Here is a 17,514-nt window from a genome sequence, read left to right on the forward strand (position 1 = left end):
TTTTTATACCTTTTATTTCCCTGTGAAATAACGCACAGCTGACGCGAACAGGTGCTGGTCTTTATTTCCTGGAATGTTTTGGAAGAGACCGTCTTCATAACGTTCTGAGTGCCCCATTTTACCGATAATTTGACCGTTCTTGCTAGTAATTCCTTCGATGGCATTGACAGAACCGTTTGGATTGTACTTAGAGTCCATACTTGGTTTGCCGTCAAAATCAACGTATTGGCTGAAGATTTGACCATTGTCACGGAGCTCCGCAAATTCCTCAGCCGTCACAACAAATTTCCCTTCACCGTGTGAAACCGGAATAGCGTGGATATCGCCCACTTGCACTCCGGCAAGCCACGGTGAATTTGTATTAGCAATTCGAGTTTCTACCATCTTGGCCACGTGTTGGTTGGCATCGTTGTAGAAGAGGGTTGGGCTAGTACCATTAGCATCTTCAAAGTTTCCGTAGGGAAGAAGACCTGATTTGACGAGGGCTTGGAATCCATTACAGATACCGATAATCAAGCCACCACGAGCGATAAAGCTATCAATGGCTACACGCACTTTTTCATTTAACAGGATATTGACGATGAACTTGGCTGACCCATCTGGCTCATCCGCAGCCGAGAAGCCACCTGCAAAGAAGAGGATATTAGCCTTGCCGATGTTGTCAACCATAGTTTCAACTGACTTGACAATAGCTTCTTCATTCAAGGTCACGAATGGCACCAAGTTGACCTCTGCACCTTCTTTTTCAAAGGCCTTAGCTGAATCATATTCTGAGTTGGTCCCTGGGAATACTGGGATGTAGACAACTGGTTTTTCAATGGTTTCTTTGGCTTTGATGACTGCGTTAGAAGCGACAGCTGGAACTTCGTCCAGTTCTTTAGCTTGGGCAAATTCAGTTGGGTAGACTGCTTCCAGTTTTCCTTGGAAGACACTGTCAAGTTTGTGTCCATCTAGCTTCACACCGTTGACAACGAGTGTAAAGTCTGCTTTCGTTTGTCCAATCTTCTCTACTCCAGCGATTTCTTCAGGAGATGTGAAGACAAATCCGCCTAATTGAGCTGTCAAGGCTGTTTCAAGTTCAAGCAAGGTCACCTCTGCACCGATATGATTTCCAAAGGTAGCAAGAGCCAAGCTTTCAAGGACACCACCATATTTAACAGCTGAAGCCGCCGTCACTTTGTGTGCCTTTTGAATAGCTTCAAACTGAGCAAAGTTTTGCTTAATCAAGTCAAAATCAATCTCTGCAGAGAGGGCTGGACCTGGGATGTAATAGATATTTTCACCCGCAGCTTTGAACTCAGGAGAGAGCACCTTACGGCTATCTGCTGTTGTCACCCCAAAGGCGACCAAGGTTGGTGGTACGGTCAATTCTTCAAAGGTACCAGACATAGAGTCCTTACCACCAATAGATGGCAAGCCAAGTTGGATTTGTGCTTCGATAGAGCCTAGGAGAGCTGCTACTGGCTGACCAAAACGCTCTGCCTGTTTGTCCATACGCTCGAAATACTCTTGGTAAGAGAAACGAGCCTTGGACCAGTTGGCACCAGCAGCTACCAAACGAGCAGTCGCTTCGATAACCGCATAAGCAGCACCATGGTATGGAGACCATTCTGCCACATATGGATTGAATCCTTGAGCCATGACTGACGCAGTGTGAGTTACACCGTGCTGAACTGGCAATTTCTGCACAGATGCCTCAGTTGGTGTGAGTTGGTAGCGACCGCCAAGTGGATGATTGACAGTTGAACGACCAACCGAACAGTCAAAGATGGTTTGCAAGCCTTTTTGACTCGCATGATTGAGATCAGACAAGACCGCAAGGGTACCAGCTTCAAGTGTGTCAGCGCTTGTTGTACGCTCCTCTGGAAGCTTGACATCCTTGTCCACAACCTTGGCATCAACAACGACACGCACACCATTGGTATCAAGGAAACGGCGTTCCAAGTCGACAATGGTTTCACCATTCCAGTGCATGACTAGATTTGGTTTTTCAGTCACTGTCGCCACCGCAACCGCGTCAATATTTTCTTTATTACATTCCGCAACGAAGGTATCTACATCCTTAGGACGAACCACAACCGCCATCCGTTCTTGTGATTCAGAGATAGCAATTTCTGTACCGTTCAAACCTTGGTATTTAAGAGGAACCTTGTTGAGATCAATTTCAAGACCGTCTGCCAATTCACCGATAGCCACGCAGACACCACCAGCACCAAAGTCGTTGGATTTCTTGATAAGACGAGTCACATCGCCATTACGGAAAAGACGTTGAATCTTGCGTTCTTCGATGGCATTCCCCTTTTGAACCTCAGCTCCAGCAGTCTCTACAGACTCAACTGTTTGAACCTTAGAAGATCCCGTCGCACCACCGACACCATCACGTCCAGTTTTCCCACCAAGCAAGATAATCACATCGCCGGCTTCCGGTTTTTCACGGACAACGTTGCCCTTAGGAGCAGCACCAACAACGGCACCTAACTCCATGCGTTTAGCTACAAATCCTGGGTGGAAGTATTCACGAACATAAGTCGTCGCAAGCCCAATCTGGTTCCCATAAGAAGAATAACCATGAGCCGCTGTCTTAGAAATGACTTGTTGTGGCAATTTCCCAGCACGCGTTTCCGAAATCGGTACTGTAATATCACCCGCACCTGAGATACGCATAGCTTGGTAAACGTAGGAACGACCTGACAATGGATCACGAATAGCCCCACCGATACAAGTAGCCGCTCCACCAAATGGCTCAATTTCCGTTGGGTGGTTGTGGGTTTCGTTCTTGAACATGAGGAGCCAAGGTTCCTTGACACCATCAACGTCCACTTCGATTTCAACCGAGCAAGCATTGATTTCATCAGAGACTTCCATGTCATCCAAACGCCCATTAGCACGCTCATAACGACCGAAAATAGTCGCCATATCCATCAAGGTTTGTGGTTTCTCCGAGCGCCCCAACTCATCACGCATGGCAATATACTTGTCATAAGTCGCCTGCAATTGCTTTTGGAATTTAGAAGCTGAGAAGTCGATATTTTTCAACTCTGTCTCAAAAGTCGTGTGACGGCAGTGGTCAGACCAGTAAGTATCCAAAACCTTAAGCTCTGTTTCCGTCGGCACGCGCCCAATTGACTTGAAGTAGTCTTGGATAAAGAGCAAATCATCCACTTCCATGGCCATCCCTTGTTCAGCCTTGTAGCGAGCAAAGTCTTCTGCTGTATAGCTTTCAAAGAAAGTCAATTTAGGAATGGTCTTGTCCGATTCTGAAAATTCCTGCTTGGCAATTCCTGTCGTGATGTCCTTGAAACGAGAATCAACTGGATTGAGCAAGTAGTTCTTGACCGCTTCCAACTCATTCGCATCAATATCTTTATTAACCAAGTAAAGTTGGGCTGTGTTGACTGTCACATCACTCGAACTTCCCAGCAAAAGCAAGGCTTCTTGCGAAGAAGCCGCACGTTGGTCAAACTGCCCTGGCAAACTTTCAATGACAAAGAAAGCATAGTTGGACAGATCCGCTTGTACAGTAGCTTCGTCCAATACATGATCTGTCACCTGTTCAGAGAAGATGTGCTTCTCTGCAGGTGCAAACAAGTCCTCTGCCAAGTCAAAGACATCATAAACTTGCACAATGCGAATACTTTTCAAAGTTGACAATCCCAAGTTGTGCTGGAGCTCCCTTACCAGACTCTCTGACTTGACCTGAAAATCAACCTTTTTTTCAACAAAAATACGTTTATCCATCAATTCTTATTCCTTTATTTCAGCTCTTGCAATATTCCCAAACAGCCTTTAGGTTGTTATTTCAATCCCTGCAATTTCTCCCAGACGATCTCGTAAACATCTGTTAATTCACCCAGACCTCTGCGGAAAACATCCTTATCCATGTGGTTGCCATCTGCGTCCCACAAACGGCAGTTATCTGGTGAAAATTCGTCTGCCAAGATAATCTTGCCATCCTTGTCAAAACCGAACTCTAGCTTAAAGTCAATCAATTTAAGACCAATTCCATCAAACCAAGCTTTCAAAAGTTCATTGATACGACGGGTTTCTTCCTTCAAGTAAGCAATCTGCTGATCATCCGCAATTTTAAGGAATTTCACATGTTCGTCATTGATAAAAGGATCATCCAAATCATCATTTTTATAGTAAAATTCGACAATCGGAGTTTCCAAGGTGATTCCTTCTTCTACGCCAAAACGTTTTGAAAATGAACCAGCTGTGTAGTTGCGAAGCACAACTTCCAAGGGAATAATGTCAACTTTTTTATTAAGCTGATCTGTATCTGAGATTTTCTCGATAAAATGCGTTGCTACACCGGCAGCGTTCAACTTTTCAAAGATAAAGGCTGAAATCTGATTATTCAATACTCCCTTGCCCGCAATCTGCTCCTTTTTGACACCATTAAAAGCAGTCGCCTGATCCTTGTAGCGGGACAAAATCACCTGCTCATCTTCTGTCGCAAAAATATCCTTTGCTTTTCCCGAATATAACAACTTGTTTGACATTTTATTATTCGCCTTTCGTGTTTTTATGCTTTAAGTGTATCACTTTTAAATATATTTTACAAGTTTTTCCCGTACATTATAGATGCAAAAACATGAAAGGTATTGGAAAAATTAACAGTAAAAAGCTGAAAATATATTTTCCCCATACAAAAACAGGACTTTTTCAAGCCCTGTTCCAGAATTCATTAATATAAGTCCAAATAATTATCGATTTCCCATTGGGAAACGAAGGTCGCATAGCTAGCCCATTCAATTCGCTTGGCTTCAACAAAGCTAGTGTAGATATGGTTTCCTAAAGCTGCCTTGACGACCTCATCTTCAGTTAAAGCCTTAAGGGCATTGTGGAGGGTAGATGGCAGGTCTGTAATACCAGCTTCCTTGCGCTCCTCAGCTGTCATCACATAGATATTTTCCTCGATTGGAGCTGGCGCTTCAATTTTATTTTCCACACCATGCAGTCCCACTTCTAAGAGCACTGCCATAGCAATATAAGGATTGGCCATGGGGTCTACTGAACGCAATTCTAAGCGAGTTCCCATACCACGCGATGCTGGTACTCGCACCAAAGGCGAGCGATTTTGACCAGCCCAAGCGATGTAAACTGGTGCTTCAAAGCCAGGTACCAAACGTTTGTATGAGTTAACAGTCGGATTCATGATAGCCGTATAGTTATAAGCATGCTTAATCAAACCGCCCAAGAAATAGTAGGCTGTCTCAGACAACTGCATTCCTTTTGGATCCTCTGGATCATAAAACGCATTATTTCCATCTTGGTCAAAGAGGGACATATTGCAGTGCATACCAGAACCAGCAATACCAAACTTGGGCTTAGCCATGAAAGTCGCATAAAGACCGTGCTTACGAGCGATGGTTTTCACCACCAACTTGAAAATCTGAATCTTATCACAAGCGCGAAGCACTTCATCATATTTAAAGTCAATCTCGTGCTGACCGACTGCCACCTCATGGTGACTAGCTTCCACTTCAAATCCCATCTTAGTCAAAACATTGACAATTTCTCGACGGGTATTATCTGCCAAGTCTGTTGGCGCTAAGTCAAAGTAGCCACCCTTGTCATTCACTTCCAGTGTCGGATCGCCATTTTCATCCAATTTGAAAAGGAAAAACTCTGGCTCAGGACCAAGATTAAAAGACTTGAAGCCCAATGCTTCCATATGTTTGAGAGCTCGCTTAAGGTTACTACGAGGATCTCCTGCAAAAGGAACATGTTCTGTCGTATAAACATCACAGATCAAGCCTGCTACACTGCCATTTTCATCTCCCCAAGGAAAAACTGTCCAAGTATCCAAATCAGGATAAAGATACATGTCAGATTCATTGATCCGAACAAATCCCTCAATGGACGAACCGTCAAACATAGCCTTATTTGATAAGACCTTTTCAAGCTGCTCATCCGTTGCTGGAATTTCAACGTTTTTCATGGTTCCCAAAATATCAGAGAACATAAGACGGATAAAAGTGACGTTTTTTTCTTTTACTTCGCGACGAATATCAGCTGCTGTAATGGACATTGGTAACTCCTTATATTTTTAAAAATAGTTTATGGTCGACGCATGTGACCAAAAGTTGGCAGAGAAGAGCCAAAACGACCTTGCTGTAAAATATCATTGTGGAGAGCCCGACGGACTTCCTTTTCACTAATCGTTTTGTGGGATTTAGCTTCACGTTCAGCATATTTCTTTTTAATAGCAGCGATATTATAGCCTTCAGAAATATAATCCTTAATTTCCAAAAGTCGGTCCATATCATTCAGAGAATACATTCGACGATTGCCCTCATTCCGAAGGGGAGTAATGAGGTTTTGCTCCTCATAATATCGAATCTGACGGGCAGATAAGTCCGTCAACTTCATAACGCTACCTATGGGAAAGACTGCCATATTTCGGCGAAACTCTTTTTCCTTCATTTTTTTCCTCTCTATGCACTATTATAACTAATTTTTTTTGTATGTCAACAATCAATGTGAGATTTTCTTACACATTTTAATTTATAGACTTAAAGAAATTCTTAATTCTATCCACATCCGAATTTACTACTATTGCAACAAAGACCCCCATAAAGGTTTCAAAAACCCTAGCAAAAACGTATAAAATAGTATCTTCCGGACTAATGGAAAGAGTGATAATCAGCATGGCTGAAACACCACCAATCACCCCAGCCTTATTGTTCATAGCAACATTGGTCATGATCGTCAGCATCGTACAGATTGGCACAAATACCAAGGTCACCCAAAATTGGCCGTTCAATAAATTTCCCAACAGATAGAATAGCAAGGCATAAAAGCCCCCGACACTATTTCCTAAAATACGAGAAGTTCCGAAATGAACACTTTTATCAAAATCTTCTCGCAGGCTAAACACCGCTGTCAAAGCCCCAATTTGGAGCCCCTTCCAGCCAAACATGCCAAAAATGAGTAGGACAATAAAGACTGCTATCCCTGTTTTCATCGTCCTCATACCCAAGCGAAATTTTGATTTATCAAATTTGTACTTACTAAAATAGCTCATGCCTTTTCCCTTTTAAAAGTAAACTATCTCTATTCTAACATATTTTCTAACAAAAAGGCTCTGTCCATCGAGTTTATTGTTTATATCCTACAAGGATGCATGGCCAGCTTCTACTGTATTTCTAACTATATTTCCCATTATTGATTACTCATTAGGAAAATAGAAGCCAAAAGCCCATTTCCTCAGACACCTACGTGGACAAAAGAAAAAGAGTTGGTCTCCCAACTCTTTCCATTTCAAAGATTATTTTTCAGTCAAAGCTGCAAGCCCTGGAAGAACTTTACCTTCAAGGAGTTCGATTGAGGCACCACCACCGCGTCACAAATACCTCCACTAACACAAAAAGGTGACATAGCCACCTTTTTGTTAACGTTTCAGTTTTGTTCCTTTTTCTACAAAATCAGGATTTTGTAGAGACTAACGGGCTGAAATTATTTTTCTGTAAGTGCAGCCAAACCTGGCAATACTTTACCTTCAAGAAGCTCCATAGAAGCGCCTCCGCCCGTACTAATCCATGAGAACTTGTCTGCACGACCAAGGTTGATGGCTGCGGCAGCTGAGTCACCACCACCGATGATTGATTTCACGCCTGGTTGTTTCACAATAGCATCCATGACACCGATTGTACCAGCTTGGAAGTCAGGGTTTTCAAATACACCCATAGGTCCGTTCCAAACAACTGTTTTAGCACCAGTCAAGGCTTCGTCAAATTTAGCAATAGATTTTGGACCGATATCCAAACCAAGGAAGCCTGGATCAACTGCTTCACCTTCAGTGTCTTTCACTTCAGTGTAGTCAGCAAATGCGTTTGCTTCTTTTGAGTCAACTGGCAAGATCAATTTGCCGTTTGCTTTTTCAAGAAGAGCTTTAGCAACATCCAATTTGTCTTCTTCTACAAGTGAGTTACCGATTTCGATACCTTGCGCTTTGTAGAATGTGTAAGTCATCCCACCACCGATAAGGACTTTATCAGCTTTTTCAAGCAAGTTTTCGATAACACCGATCTTGTCTGAAACTTTTGAACCACCAAGAATAGCTACGAATGGACGTTCTGGAGTTTCAACTGCTTCTTGGATGTAGGCAATTTCGTTTTCAAGAAGGAAACCAGCAACAGCTTTTTCAACGTTTGCTGAGATACCAACGTTAGATGCATGAGCACGGTGAGCTGTACCGAATGCATCGTTTACAAAGATACCATCTCCAAGAGATGCCCAGTATTTACCAAGTTCAGGATCGTTTTTAGATTCTTTCTTGCCGTCAACATCTTCGAAACGAGTGTTTTCAACCAAGAGAACTTGTCCATCTTCAAGAGCGTTAACAGCTGCTTCCAATTCAGCACCACGTGTAACACCTGGGATAAACTTAACGTCTTGTCCCAATTTAGCAGCCAAATCAGCAGCTACAGGAGCAAGTGATTTACCTTCTTTATCTGCTTCTTCTTTTACACGTCCAAGGTGAGAGAAGAGGATAGCACGTCCACCTTGTTCAAAGATGTACTTGATAGTTGGAAGTGCTGCAGTGATACGGTTGTCATTTGTGATCACGCCATCTTTTACAGGAACGTTGAAGTCAACACGAACGAGAACTTTTTTCCCTTTCAATTCAACGTCTTTAACAGTCAATTTTGCCATTAGATATGACTCCTTCTTTTTTTATACGTGTTAATTATATCACAAAATCTACAAAAGTGATAGCAAAAATTCATGGCTTTTCCTTTTCTCCAATCAAAGATAGATGAAAGACTACACGATTCACATTTTTCTGATAAATGCTAATGATGTTACATGAGAAAGTTGATTTCCAATAGCCATTCCTTCAAACTGTTCTGTAAAACAAAAAGAGATCCATTCGGATCTCTTCTTCATACAATTGAATTATTTAGCGATTTTTGCAAAGTATTCAAGAGTACGTACAAGTTGTGCAGTGTAAGACATTTCGTTGTCGTACCATGATACAACTTTAACCAATTGTTTACCGTCAACGTCAAGAACTTTAGTTTGAGTTGCGTCGAACAATGAACCGTAAGACATACCTACGATATCTGAAGATACGATTGGATCTTCTGTGTAACCGTATGATTCGTTAGCTGCTGCTTTCATAGCTGCATTTACTTCATCAACAGTAACGTTCTTTTCAAGAACTGCTACCAACTCAGTAACTGATCCAGTTGGAGTTGGAACGCGTTGTGCAGAACCATCAAGTTTACCATTCAATTCTGGGATTACAAGACCGATAGCCTTAGCAGCACCAGTTGAGTTAGGAACGATGTTAGCAGCACCAGCGCGAGCACGACGAAGGTCACCACCACGGTGTGGTCCGTCAAGGATCATTTGGTCACCAGTGTAAGCGTGGATAGTAGTCATCAATCCTTCTACAACACCAAAGTTGTCTTGAAGTGCTTTAGCCATTGGAGCCAAACAGTTTGTAGTACATGAAGCACCTGAGATAACTGTTTCAGTACCATCAAGAACGTCGTGGTTAGTGTTAAATACGATTGTTTTAACATCGTTTCCACCAGGAGCAGTAATAACAACTTTCTTAGCTCCACCTTTAAGGTGTTTTTCAGCAGCGTCTTTCTTAGCAAAGAAACCAGTTGCTTCAAGAACGATTTCTACACCGTCAGTAGCCCAGTCAATTTGTTCTGGGTCACGTTCAGCAGAAACTTTAACAAATTTACCGTTAACTTCGAATCCACCTTCTTTAACTTCAACAGTACCATCGAAACGACCTTGAGTTGTGTCGTATTTCAACAAGTGTGCAAGCATAACTGGATCTGTAAGGTCGTTGATGCGAGTAACTTCAACACCTTCTACGTTTTGGATACGACGGAAAGCAAGACGACCGATACGACCGAAACCGTTAATACCAACTTTAACTACCATTAGTGATTTCCTCCTTATGAAAATCAAAAAAAATTTTATGTGAAAAGAGTAACTTGAATCACTACAAATCACCTTTCAACATATCTATTATATACCTTATTGACCAAAATTGCAACTGATTTCATTATTATTAACAAGTAACAAATTTTCTTTCATGTATTTTCGATATTTTTCATAAATTCCATATTTTGATTCCATAAAGAAAAAACGCCCGCTAGAAGCGAGCGTCATGTAGTGAATTATTCACCACGGTGTTTCTTAATAATTTCTTCTTGTACTGACTTAGGTACATCTTCATAGTGGTCAAATACCATCATGAAGGTACCACGTCCTTGTGTTGCAGAACGAAGAACAGTTGCATAACCAAACATTTCAGCAAGTGGAACATAAGCACGAACGATTTGGCTGTTACCATGTGCTTCCATACCGTCAACACGTCCACGACGAGCTGTTACGTGACCCATAACATCACCAAGGTTTTCTTCAGGAACAGTGATGGTTACAAGCATCATTGGCTCAAGGATAGCTGGTTGTGCAGTCTTAGCAGCTTCTTTCAAAGCAAGTGAAGCCGCAACCTTGAAGGCTGTTTCAGATGAGTCGACATCGTGGTATGAACCATCGTAAAGTTTAGCTTTCACATCAACGATTGGGTAGCCAGCAAGGACACCATTCGCCATTGACTCAATCAAACCTTTTTCAACCGCTGGGATGAATTCACGAGGAACCACACCACCGACGATAGCATTTTCAAACTCGAAGCCTTTTCCTTCTTCGTTTGGAGTAAATTCAATCCATACATCACCAAATTGACCTTTACCACCAGACTGACGTTTGAAGAATCCACGTGCTTGAGTAGAAGCGCGGAATGTTTCACGGTAAGATACTTGAGGAGCACCTACGTTTGCTTCAACCTTGAACTCGCGACGCATACGGTCAACAAGGACATCCAAGTGAAGCTCACCCATTCCAGAGATAACTGTTTCACCAGTTTCAACGTTTGTTTCAACGCGGAATGTTGGATCTTCTTCAGCCAATTTTTGAAGGGCAATACCCATCTTGTCTTGGTCTGCTTTAGATTTTGGCTCAACCATCAATTGGATAACTGGTTCTGGAACGTTGATTGACTCGAGGATGATTTTAGCTTTTTCATCTGTCAATGAGTCACCAGTTGTAGTATCTTTCAAACCAACGGCAGCAGCGATATCACCTGAGTAAACAGTGTCAATTTCTTGACGGCTGTTAGCGTGCATTTGAAGGATACGTCCGATACGTTCACGTTTACCTTTAGAAGTATTCAATACGTAAGAACCTGATTGAAGTACACCTGAGTAAACACGGAAGAATGTCAAACGACCTACGAATGGGTCAGTCATGATCTTGAAGGCAAGAGCTGCAAATGGCTCTTCGTCAGATGCTGGACGAGTTTCTTCTTCGTCTGTATCTGGGTTGATACCTTTGATCGCTGGGATGTCAAGTGGGCTTGGAAGGTAGTCAATAACCGCATCAAGCATCAATTGAACACCTTTGTTCTTGAAGGCAGAGCCACACAATACTGGGAAGAATTCAACGTTGATAGTTGCTTTACGGATACCAGCTTTCAATTCTTCGTTAGTGATTTCTTCACCTTCAAGGTATTTCATCATCAATTCTTCATCAGTTTCAGCAACTGCTTCCACCAATTTTTCACGGTATTCTTGTGCTTGTTCAAGGTATTCAGCTGGAATATCTTCTTCAAGGATATCTGTACCAAGGTCGTTAGTATAGATTTCAGCTTTCATCTTGATCAAGTCAATGATACCACGGAAGTCATCTTCAGCACCGATTGGCAATTGAATTGGATGAGCATTTGCTTGAAGACGATCATGAAGTGTGCTTACTGAATAAAGGAAGTCAGCACCGATTTTGTCCATTTTGTTGGCAAATACGATACGTGGAACTCCGTACTCAGTTGCTTGACGCCAAACTGTTTCAGTTTGAGGCTCAACACCTGATTGTGAGTCAAGAACGGTAACCGCACCATCCAATACACGAAGAGAGCGTTGTACTTCGATTGTGAAGTCCACGTGTCCTGGTGTGTCGATGATGTTTACGCGGTGGTTGTTCCATTGAGCTGTTGTCGCAGCAGATGTGATAGTGATACCACGTTCTTGCTCTTGCTCCATCCAGTCCATTTGTGACGCACCTTCGTGAGTTTCACCAATTTTGTGGATTTTACCAGTATAGTAAAGGATACGCTCAGTTGTAGTTGTCTTACCAGCATCGACGTGAGCCATGATACCGATATTACGAGTTTTTTCAAGTGAAAATTCGCGTGCCATGAGGTTAGTTTCTCCTATTTTTTTATTTTACAATCTATTATAACATTATTTAGAAAAAACGGATAGGCAGGACCTACCCGTTCTAAATGTTTTCATACTGTTGTTGGTTTCAACTTACAAGACGATCAGTTGAATTATAGCTCAGAATAATATTTTTAGCTAATTTGAACCCGAGCGAGGCCCTGCGCAAAAAAGACAAACTGCTTTGTGTTCTTCAAGCACTGCATCAGTTTCCTATTTTTGCCTTGTGCCTTTAGCGCCCTTGGTATCATGATCTTACCAACGGAAGTGTGCGAAGGCACGGTTAGCTTCAGCCATACGGTGAGTATCTTCGCGTTTCTTAACTGCTGCACCAGTGTTGTTAGCAGCATCCATGATTTCTTTTGCAAGACGATCTTGCATAGTGTGTTCACCACGACCACGTGAAATTGTTACCAACCAACGAAGTCCAAGTGTAGTACGACGTTCTGGACGAACTTCAACCGGTACTTGGTAGTTTGAACCACCGACACGGCGTGCACGTACTTCAAGAACAGGCATGATGTTTTCCATCGCTGTTTCAAATACTTCAAGTGCATCATTTCCAGTAGCTTCTTTGATTTGCTCAAAAGCTCCGTAAACGATAGAAGCTGCTGTACCACGCTTACCATCAAGCATAACGCGGTTGATAAGACGAGTAACTAATTGTGAATTGTAAAGCGGATCTGGCAATACTTCGCGCTTAGGCGCACGGTTTTTACGACTCATTTATCTTTATCCCCTTTCTTTATGCTTTTGGACGCTTAGTACCGTATTTAGAACGGCCTTGCTTACGGTCAGTAACACCTGCTGTATCAAGTGCACCACGAACGATATGGTAACGTACCCCTGGAAGGTCTTTTACACGTCCACCACGAAGAAGCACCACGCTGTGCTCTTGCAAGTTGTGTCCGATACCTGGGATGTAAGCTGTAACTTCGATCAAGTTGCTCAAACGTACACGGGCAAATTTACGAAGGGCTGAGTTAGGCTTCTTAGGTGTCATAGTTCCGACACGAGTTGCAACACCACGTTTTTGTGGTGAAGATACGTTTGTTTGAACTTTTTTGTGGCTGTTGTAACCAACGTTCAAAGCTGGTGATTTAGATTTTTCTACTTTTGATTTACGCGGTTTGCGAACCAATTGGTTAATTGTAGGCATCTACATTCTCCTGTATTTTTTTAATTTTGGTGATGATACACTTGGTGACAGCTATCATCTGTGTGTACTTTTGCAACATTTGTCAGCACGTCTCTGTACACTTTTGAGAGACCAAAAGTAAAAAGTACCGTTTATCATTGTAACACAGAAGCATATCCTCGTCAATAGGTTTTCTTAATTTTTTGCTTATTCTTGTAATCTTTAATAAGCGTTTAAAATAAAGATATTTTACTACTAACAAACTAAAAAAACTCTCAGAACATGCTTCATATTGCATGATTGAGAGTTCTTATTATTTTTATTATGATTCTTCTACTAGTAATCACTGTGTCTCTTAAGCTCCTGAGGAAGTTGAAGACGAGCTGGGAGTATGCTCCGAACTTGTAGCAGGAGCTGGACTGTGATTTTCCTGTGGTTGTGATGGTGTCTCACTTGAAACTGCGGGAGCTACATAGGTTGGTGAGGGCGTTGGAGCAGGCTGCTGGTCTGAATCAGGTTCAGAGGATTCCTCAGGTGTTTTCATTGCATCTTTTACGGCTTGAATTCGACTTTGGAACTTAGCTTTGACTTCCTCATCTTTTACCTTATCAACCGCTCCTTGTGCTTGAGCTAAACTTTCATCGGTACGCTTTTCTTCTAATTTTTTAACAGCAGCTTCAGTATCCTGAATCGTATTATCTTCTGATGATGCTTGATTCGTAGAGCTAGCGTCGCTAGAGCTTGAACGTCTACTGTAACTAACGTTTTTAGTAGAGCCAGTATTCTTCTGGGCTGGTTTTAAAAATAAAAGACCAGAAATCAAGATAGCCGCTAAGATCAATATAATTCCAGAACGAACAAAAACAGAAATTCCCTCTAATTTATCAAAAATATTTCTCATAATTCTTTCCTAAAGTTAATCAAATATATTCCCAATCTCAACATCAATCGTATTTGATTTAACGTCGATATTGGTCACCTTTAACAGTGATTTGTATTCTAGATGATCGCGATTGGCTTGCGCATTGTCCGCAAAGACCGCTACTCCTGCCAACTCCGAATCAAACTCGGACAGAAGGCTAATCATCCCATTAACTGTTCCGCCTCCCTTTAGAAAGTCATCAACAATCAGTACCCGACTGCCAGCTTTTAGGCTACGTTTTGAGAGGAACATTTTCTCAATTCGATCTCCGCTAGAGCCAGAGACATAGTTGACACTGACCGTAGAGCCCTCAGTGATTTTCAAATCGCGACGGACAATGACAAAGGGAACATTCAAAACATTCGCGACAGCATTGGCCAAAGGAACCCCCTTAGTCGCCACTGTCATAACGGCATCAATCTTTTGATCTTTAAAAGCTTTGGCAATGATGCGGCCAATATTATTGAGGATAGATGGCGTACTGAGCAAGTCTGATAAGTAGATATAGCCGCCAGGAAGGATTCGATTACTCTCAGAGAGCTGATCGCGGAGGTCTTGAACGATAGCCTTTGCCTCCTTTTCTGAAATGGAAGGAGTGAAGACGACACCTCCTCCAGCACCAGTAATTGTCTCAATCGTACCAATTTCGATTTCTTCAAAGGCACGTTTGATAATCACAATGTCTTCTGAAATGGAAGACTTGGCAGACTCATATTTCTCTGCAAATGTGTTTAAACTTGTTAATTGGTAAGGATGGTTAATCAAGTAATTGGAAATAACCACCATGCGCTCACTTCTTCTTAATTTCATTTTTTCACCAATTCAATTCCATCAAAATCAGCCACAAACCAGTCTGAGAATTAGACTCTTCTCGCATAGAGCAGTAATTCAATTCTTTCTATTTCAAAGTTTGGAGTGATTTCTATGAATATTTATTTTATTTTTTTCATTATATCATACTATATCAAAAAAACGAACATTATACTAAATATAATGCCCATTTTTCGTATTTCACTTATCAATTTTTGGTTTATAGAAGGAACGATTTTCCAATGCGAATATTTTATTGGTCATTTCTCCCGGAGCAACGAGAGACAGAGCCGTAGTCATCATCATCATTTCCGCATCCAGATTGTCAATCATGTGTAGGATTTCTGCTTCCATAATCTTTGGACGAACGGGACTGCCGTATTCGAGGAGACCGTGGTGGCTGAGGAGGACATGGCGCAAAACAATGACATCTTCCTTGGTATCATCAATTTTCAGCTCTGCTAAAGTTTTGGTCAGTTCCTCATCAATCAGTGCAATATGACCAATCAGATTGCCTCGCACGGTATATTCCGTATTTTCTGGACCGCTCAACTCAATGACTTTGGCCAAGTCGTGCAACATAATCCCCGCAAAAAGAAGACTTTTATTGAGCTGAGGATAGATGTCACCAATTGCGTCCGCTAGCTTGACCATGGTAGCTGTGTGAAAAGCGAGTCCTGATTCAAAAGCATGATGATTGGTTTTCGCTGCTGGGTAGGAATAGAATTCCTTATCATATTTACTGTAAAGAGAGCGTACAACCCTTTGCCAGACTTGATTTTCAATCTTGAAAATCATTTGCGCCAAATATTCCCGCAGTTCTTTTTGATCAACCGGTGGTTTTTCTTTGAAATCAGCAGGATTGTTGGGCTCACCAGCCTTTGGCAAACGCAGAGTCAGCTGATTAACCTGCGGGGTGTTATTATAGACTTCGCGACGGCCTTGCATGTGGACGACTTTCCCCGCTGTAAACTCTGCCACATTATGGGGCTGGGCATCCCACAATTTCCCTTCAATCACTCCAGTGTCATCTTGGAAAGTGAAGGCGAGGTAATTCTTCCCAGCTCTGGTCTGTCGGACTTCGGCTGACTTAATCAGATAAAAGCCTTCAAACAGTTCATCTTTTTTCATTTGATTAATTTTCATAGTCTTCCCTTTCGTCTGGAATATCGAGCAAGTGTAAATGAAGGTCTTGGTCAGACAATTCAATATGCCGTAGCGTTCTTTCGATAGCATTGGTTCGACGAGTCAGTAGCTCGTCAATGCTACCAGAAGCGTTCTTGAGGTGCTTCTGAGCCTTGGCTAGAATACCGCCAAACTTATTGAATTCCAGCTTGACACTGCCCAGAACCTTGCTAATGTCATCTGCGCTACGCTGGATGTTTAGGGTTTTAAAGCCAACCGAGAGAGAATTGAGCAGGGCTGACAAGGTAGACGGTCCAGCTACGACAATCTGCTCATCTCGCCGCAGACCGTCGAAAAACTCTGGATTGCGAACTACTTCAGAATAGAGTCCTTCCGTTGGCAAAAACATAATCCCAAAATTAGTCGTAGCCGGTGGAGCCAGATATTTACTGTTGATATCCTTGGCGAAGCGCTTGACGCTAGCCAACAGCGACTTGCGATAAAGTTCAATTTCTTCCTTGTTGCCAGACTCGTAAGCCTCTTCCAAGCGGTAATAATCCGCCAGAGGAAATTTGGAATCAATGGGCAGGTAGACATAGTCCTGATCCGTCTGCCCGGGCAATTTGATGGCATACTCCACGCGCTCACTAGAACCTGCCACTGTGGCAAATTCCCGCTCATATTGGCTGGGCGTCATGATGTCTTCGATAATTTGTCCCAATTGGAGCTCGCCCATAATGCCACGGGTTTTGGTATTAGAAAGAACCTTATTGAGACTGCCCACATCCCGAGCCACTGTCTGCATCTCACCTAAACCACGATTGACAGACTCTAGCTGCTTGGACACCGTCTCAAAGGAGGTCTGCAGACGACTCTGCAGAGTCTTCTCCAATTTTTCCTCAACGGTCTGGCGCATCTGCTCCAGCCGTAAGTCATTTGACTCCTGAATCTGACGCATCCGCTCATCGGTCTTGTCTCGATTTTTGCTGAAACTCTCCGCCATTTCGGTTCGCAAATCCGTCAAATGGAGGTGCAAATCTGTTCGAACTTCGGCTAACCGATCTCCCAGAACAAGTTCCAACTCTTTTTTCCGAAGAGCTTCCTGCTGCCTTTCCTGCTCAAAGCGGTAATCTAGCTGGTCGGACAAGTGATCCTCCTGCTCTTCTAGCAAGACTCTAATTGCCTGCTCCTGCTGCCCCTGTCTCTGCCAGAAGAAATAGAGAAAGACCAGATTGATGATAAGCAGGATGATGATGATATACTCCATA

General features: G+C 42.5%; 14 protein-coding genes. All 14 read right to left on the reverse strand.

Annotation, left to right across the window (positions count from 1 at the left end; translation table 11 throughout):
* Positions 1-12 precede the first annotated feature (12 nt).
* Positions 13-3,738: a phosphoribosylformylglycinamidine synthase gene (locus A0765_RS00410; protein ID WP_062004019.1), complete on the reverse strand. Its 3,726-nt coding sequence runs from the start codon at positions 3,736-3,738 to the stop codon at positions 13-15.
* A gap of 56 nt (positions 3,739-3,794) precedes the next feature.
* Entirely contained in the window at positions 3,795-4,502 is a 708-nt protein-coding gene (gene purC, locus A0765_RS00415; protein ID WP_062004021.1) for a phosphoribosylaminoimidazolesuccinocarboxamide synthase, read from the reverse strand.
* Between the two features lie 185 nt (positions 4,503-4,687).
* The gene (gene glnA / locus A0765_RS00420) at positions 4,688-6,034 is read right to left on the reverse strand and encodes a type I glutamate--ammonia ligase (RefSeq protein WP_061908712.1); all 1,347 of its coding nucleotides are present in this window, start codon (positions 6,032-6,034) and stop codon (positions 4,688-4,690) included.
* A gap of 29 nt (positions 6,035-6,063) precedes the next feature.
* Positions 6,064-6,429, reverse strand: a complete 366-nt coding sequence (locus A0765_RS00425) for a MerR family transcriptional regulator (protein WP_005591665.1) — start codon at positions 6,427-6,429, stop codon at positions 6,064-6,066.
* Positions 6,430-6,505: 76 nt separating this feature from the next.
* Complete coding sequence (locus A0765_RS00430) at positions 6,506-7,030, reverse strand: FUSC family protein (protein WP_005591664.1); 525 nt, start codon at positions 7,028-7,030, stop codon at positions 6,506-6,508.
* Between the two features lie 431 nt (positions 7,031-7,461).
* On the reverse strand, positions 7,462-8,661 hold the full coding sequence (locus A0765_RS00435; protein WP_062004023.1) for a phosphoglycerate kinase: 1,200 nt from the start codon (positions 8,659-8,661) through the stop codon (positions 7,462-7,464).
* 243 nt (positions 8,662-8,904) lie between these two features.
* Entirely contained in the window at positions 8,905-9,912 is a 1,008-nt protein-coding gene (gap, locus tag A0765_RS00440) for a type I glyceraldehyde-3-phosphate dehydrogenase (RefSeq protein ID WP_005591661.1), read from the reverse strand.
* Between the two features lie 239 nt (positions 9,913-10,151).
* On the reverse strand, positions 10,152-12,230 hold the full coding sequence (gene fusA, locus A0765_RS00445) for an elongation factor G (protein ID WP_048764138.1): 2,079 nt from the start codon (positions 12,228-12,230) through the stop codon (positions 10,152-10,154).
* Positions 12,231-12,506: 276 nt separating this feature from the next.
* Positions 12,507-12,977 (reverse strand): 30S ribosomal protein S7, encoded by a 471-nt coding sequence (gene rpsG, locus A0765_RS00450; RefSeq protein ID WP_005591659.1) that lies wholly within the window; start codon positions 12,975-12,977, stop codon positions 12,507-12,509.
* A 19-nt stretch (positions 12,978-12,996) separates the two neighbouring features.
* Complete coding sequence (gene rpsL / locus A0765_RS00455; protein ID WP_005591658.1) at positions 12,997-13,410, reverse strand: 30S ribosomal protein S12; 414 nt, start codon at positions 13,408-13,410, stop codon at positions 12,997-12,999.
* 334 nt (positions 13,411-13,744) lie between these two features.
* Complete coding sequence (locus A0765_RS00460; protein WP_062004025.1) at positions 13,745-14,290, reverse strand: hypothetical protein; 546 nt, start codon at positions 14,288-14,290, stop codon at positions 13,745-13,747.
* A gap of 15 nt (positions 14,291-14,305) precedes the next feature.
* The gene (gene purR / locus A0765_RS00465) at positions 14,306-15,121 is read right to left on the reverse strand and encodes a pur operon repressor (protein ID WP_005591656.1); all 816 of its coding nucleotides are present in this window, start codon (positions 15,119-15,121) and stop codon (positions 14,306-14,308) included.
* 201 nt (positions 15,122-15,322) lie between these two features.
* Complete coding sequence (locus tag A0765_RS00470; protein WP_015605815.1) at positions 15,323-16,267, reverse strand: 3'-5' exoribonuclease YhaM family protein; 945 nt, start codon at positions 16,265-16,267, stop codon at positions 15,323-15,325.
* A complete protein-coding gene (locus tag A0765_RS00475) occupies positions 16,257-17,513 on the reverse strand; it encodes a DNA recombination protein RmuC (protein WP_062004027.1) in 1,257 nt (418 codons plus the stop codon). The genes A0765_RS00470 and A0765_RS00475 overlap by 11 nt, the downstream gene beginning before the upstream one ends.
* Position 17,514: the final 1 nt, after the last annotated feature.

Source organism: Streptococcus cristatus, from assembly GCF_001588905.1.
GTDB classification, from domain to species: Bacteria; Bacillota; Bacilli; order Lactobacillales; family Streptococcaceae; genus Streptococcus; species Streptococcus cristatus_N.

What these genes read in the sequence shown, in the direction of transcription:
- A0765_RS00410 (WP_062004019.1), bottom strand. Translation starts at nt 3,738, where the DNA reads ATGGATAAACGTATTTTTGTTGAAAAAAAGGTTGATTTTCAGGTCAAG.
- purC (WP_062004021.1), bottom strand. Translation starts at nt 4,502, where the DNA reads ATGTCAAACAAGTTGTTATATTCGGGAAAAGCAAAGGATATTTTTGCG.
- glnA (WP_061908712.1), bottom strand. Translation starts at nt 6,034, where the DNA reads ATGTCCATTACAGCAGCTGATATTCGTCGCGAAGTAAAAGAAAAAAAC.
- A0765_RS00425 (WP_005591665.1), bottom strand. Translation starts at nt 6,429, where the DNA reads ATGAAGGAAAAAGAGTTTCGCCGAAATATGGCAGTCTTTCCCATAGGT.
- A0765_RS00430 (WP_005591664.1), bottom strand. Translation starts at nt 7,030, where the DNA reads ATGAGCTATTTTAGTAAGTACAAATTTGATAAATCAAAATTTCGCTTG.
- A0765_RS00435 (WP_062004023.1), bottom strand. Translation starts at nt 8,661, where the DNA reads ATGGCAAAATTGACTGTTAAAGACGTTGAATTGAAAGGGAAAAAAGTT.
- gap (WP_005591661.1), bottom strand. Translation starts at nt 9,912, where the DNA reads ATGGTAGTTAAAGTTGGTATTAACGGTTTCGGTCGTATCGGTCGTCTT.
- fusA (WP_048764138.1), bottom strand. Translation starts at nt 12,230, where the DNA reads ATGGCACGCGAATTTTCACTTGAAAAAACTCGTAATATCGGTATCATG.
- rpsG (WP_005591659.1), bottom strand. Translation starts at nt 12,977, where the DNA reads ATGAGTCGTAAAAACCGTGCGCCTAAGCGCGAAGTATTGCCAGATCCG.
- rpsL (WP_005591658.1), bottom strand. Translation starts at nt 13,410, where the DNA reads ATGCCTACAATTAACCAATTGGTTCGCAAACCGCGTAAATCAAAAGTA.
- A0765_RS00460 (WP_062004025.1), bottom strand. Translation starts at nt 14,290, where the DNA reads ATGAGAAATATTTTTGATAAATTAGAGGGAATTTCTGTTTTTGTTCGT.
- purR (WP_005591656.1), bottom strand. Translation starts at nt 15,121, where the DNA reads ATGAAATTAAGAAGAAGTGAGCGCATGGTGGTTATTTCCAATTACTTG.
- A0765_RS00470 (WP_015605815.1), bottom strand. Translation starts at nt 16,267, where the DNA reads ATGAAAATTAATCAAATGAAAAAAGATGAACTGTTTGAAGGCTTTTAT.
- A0765_RS00475 (WP_062004027.1), bottom strand. Translation starts at nt 17,513, where the DNA reads ATGGAGTATATCATCATCATCCTGCTTATCATCAATCTGGTCTTTCTC.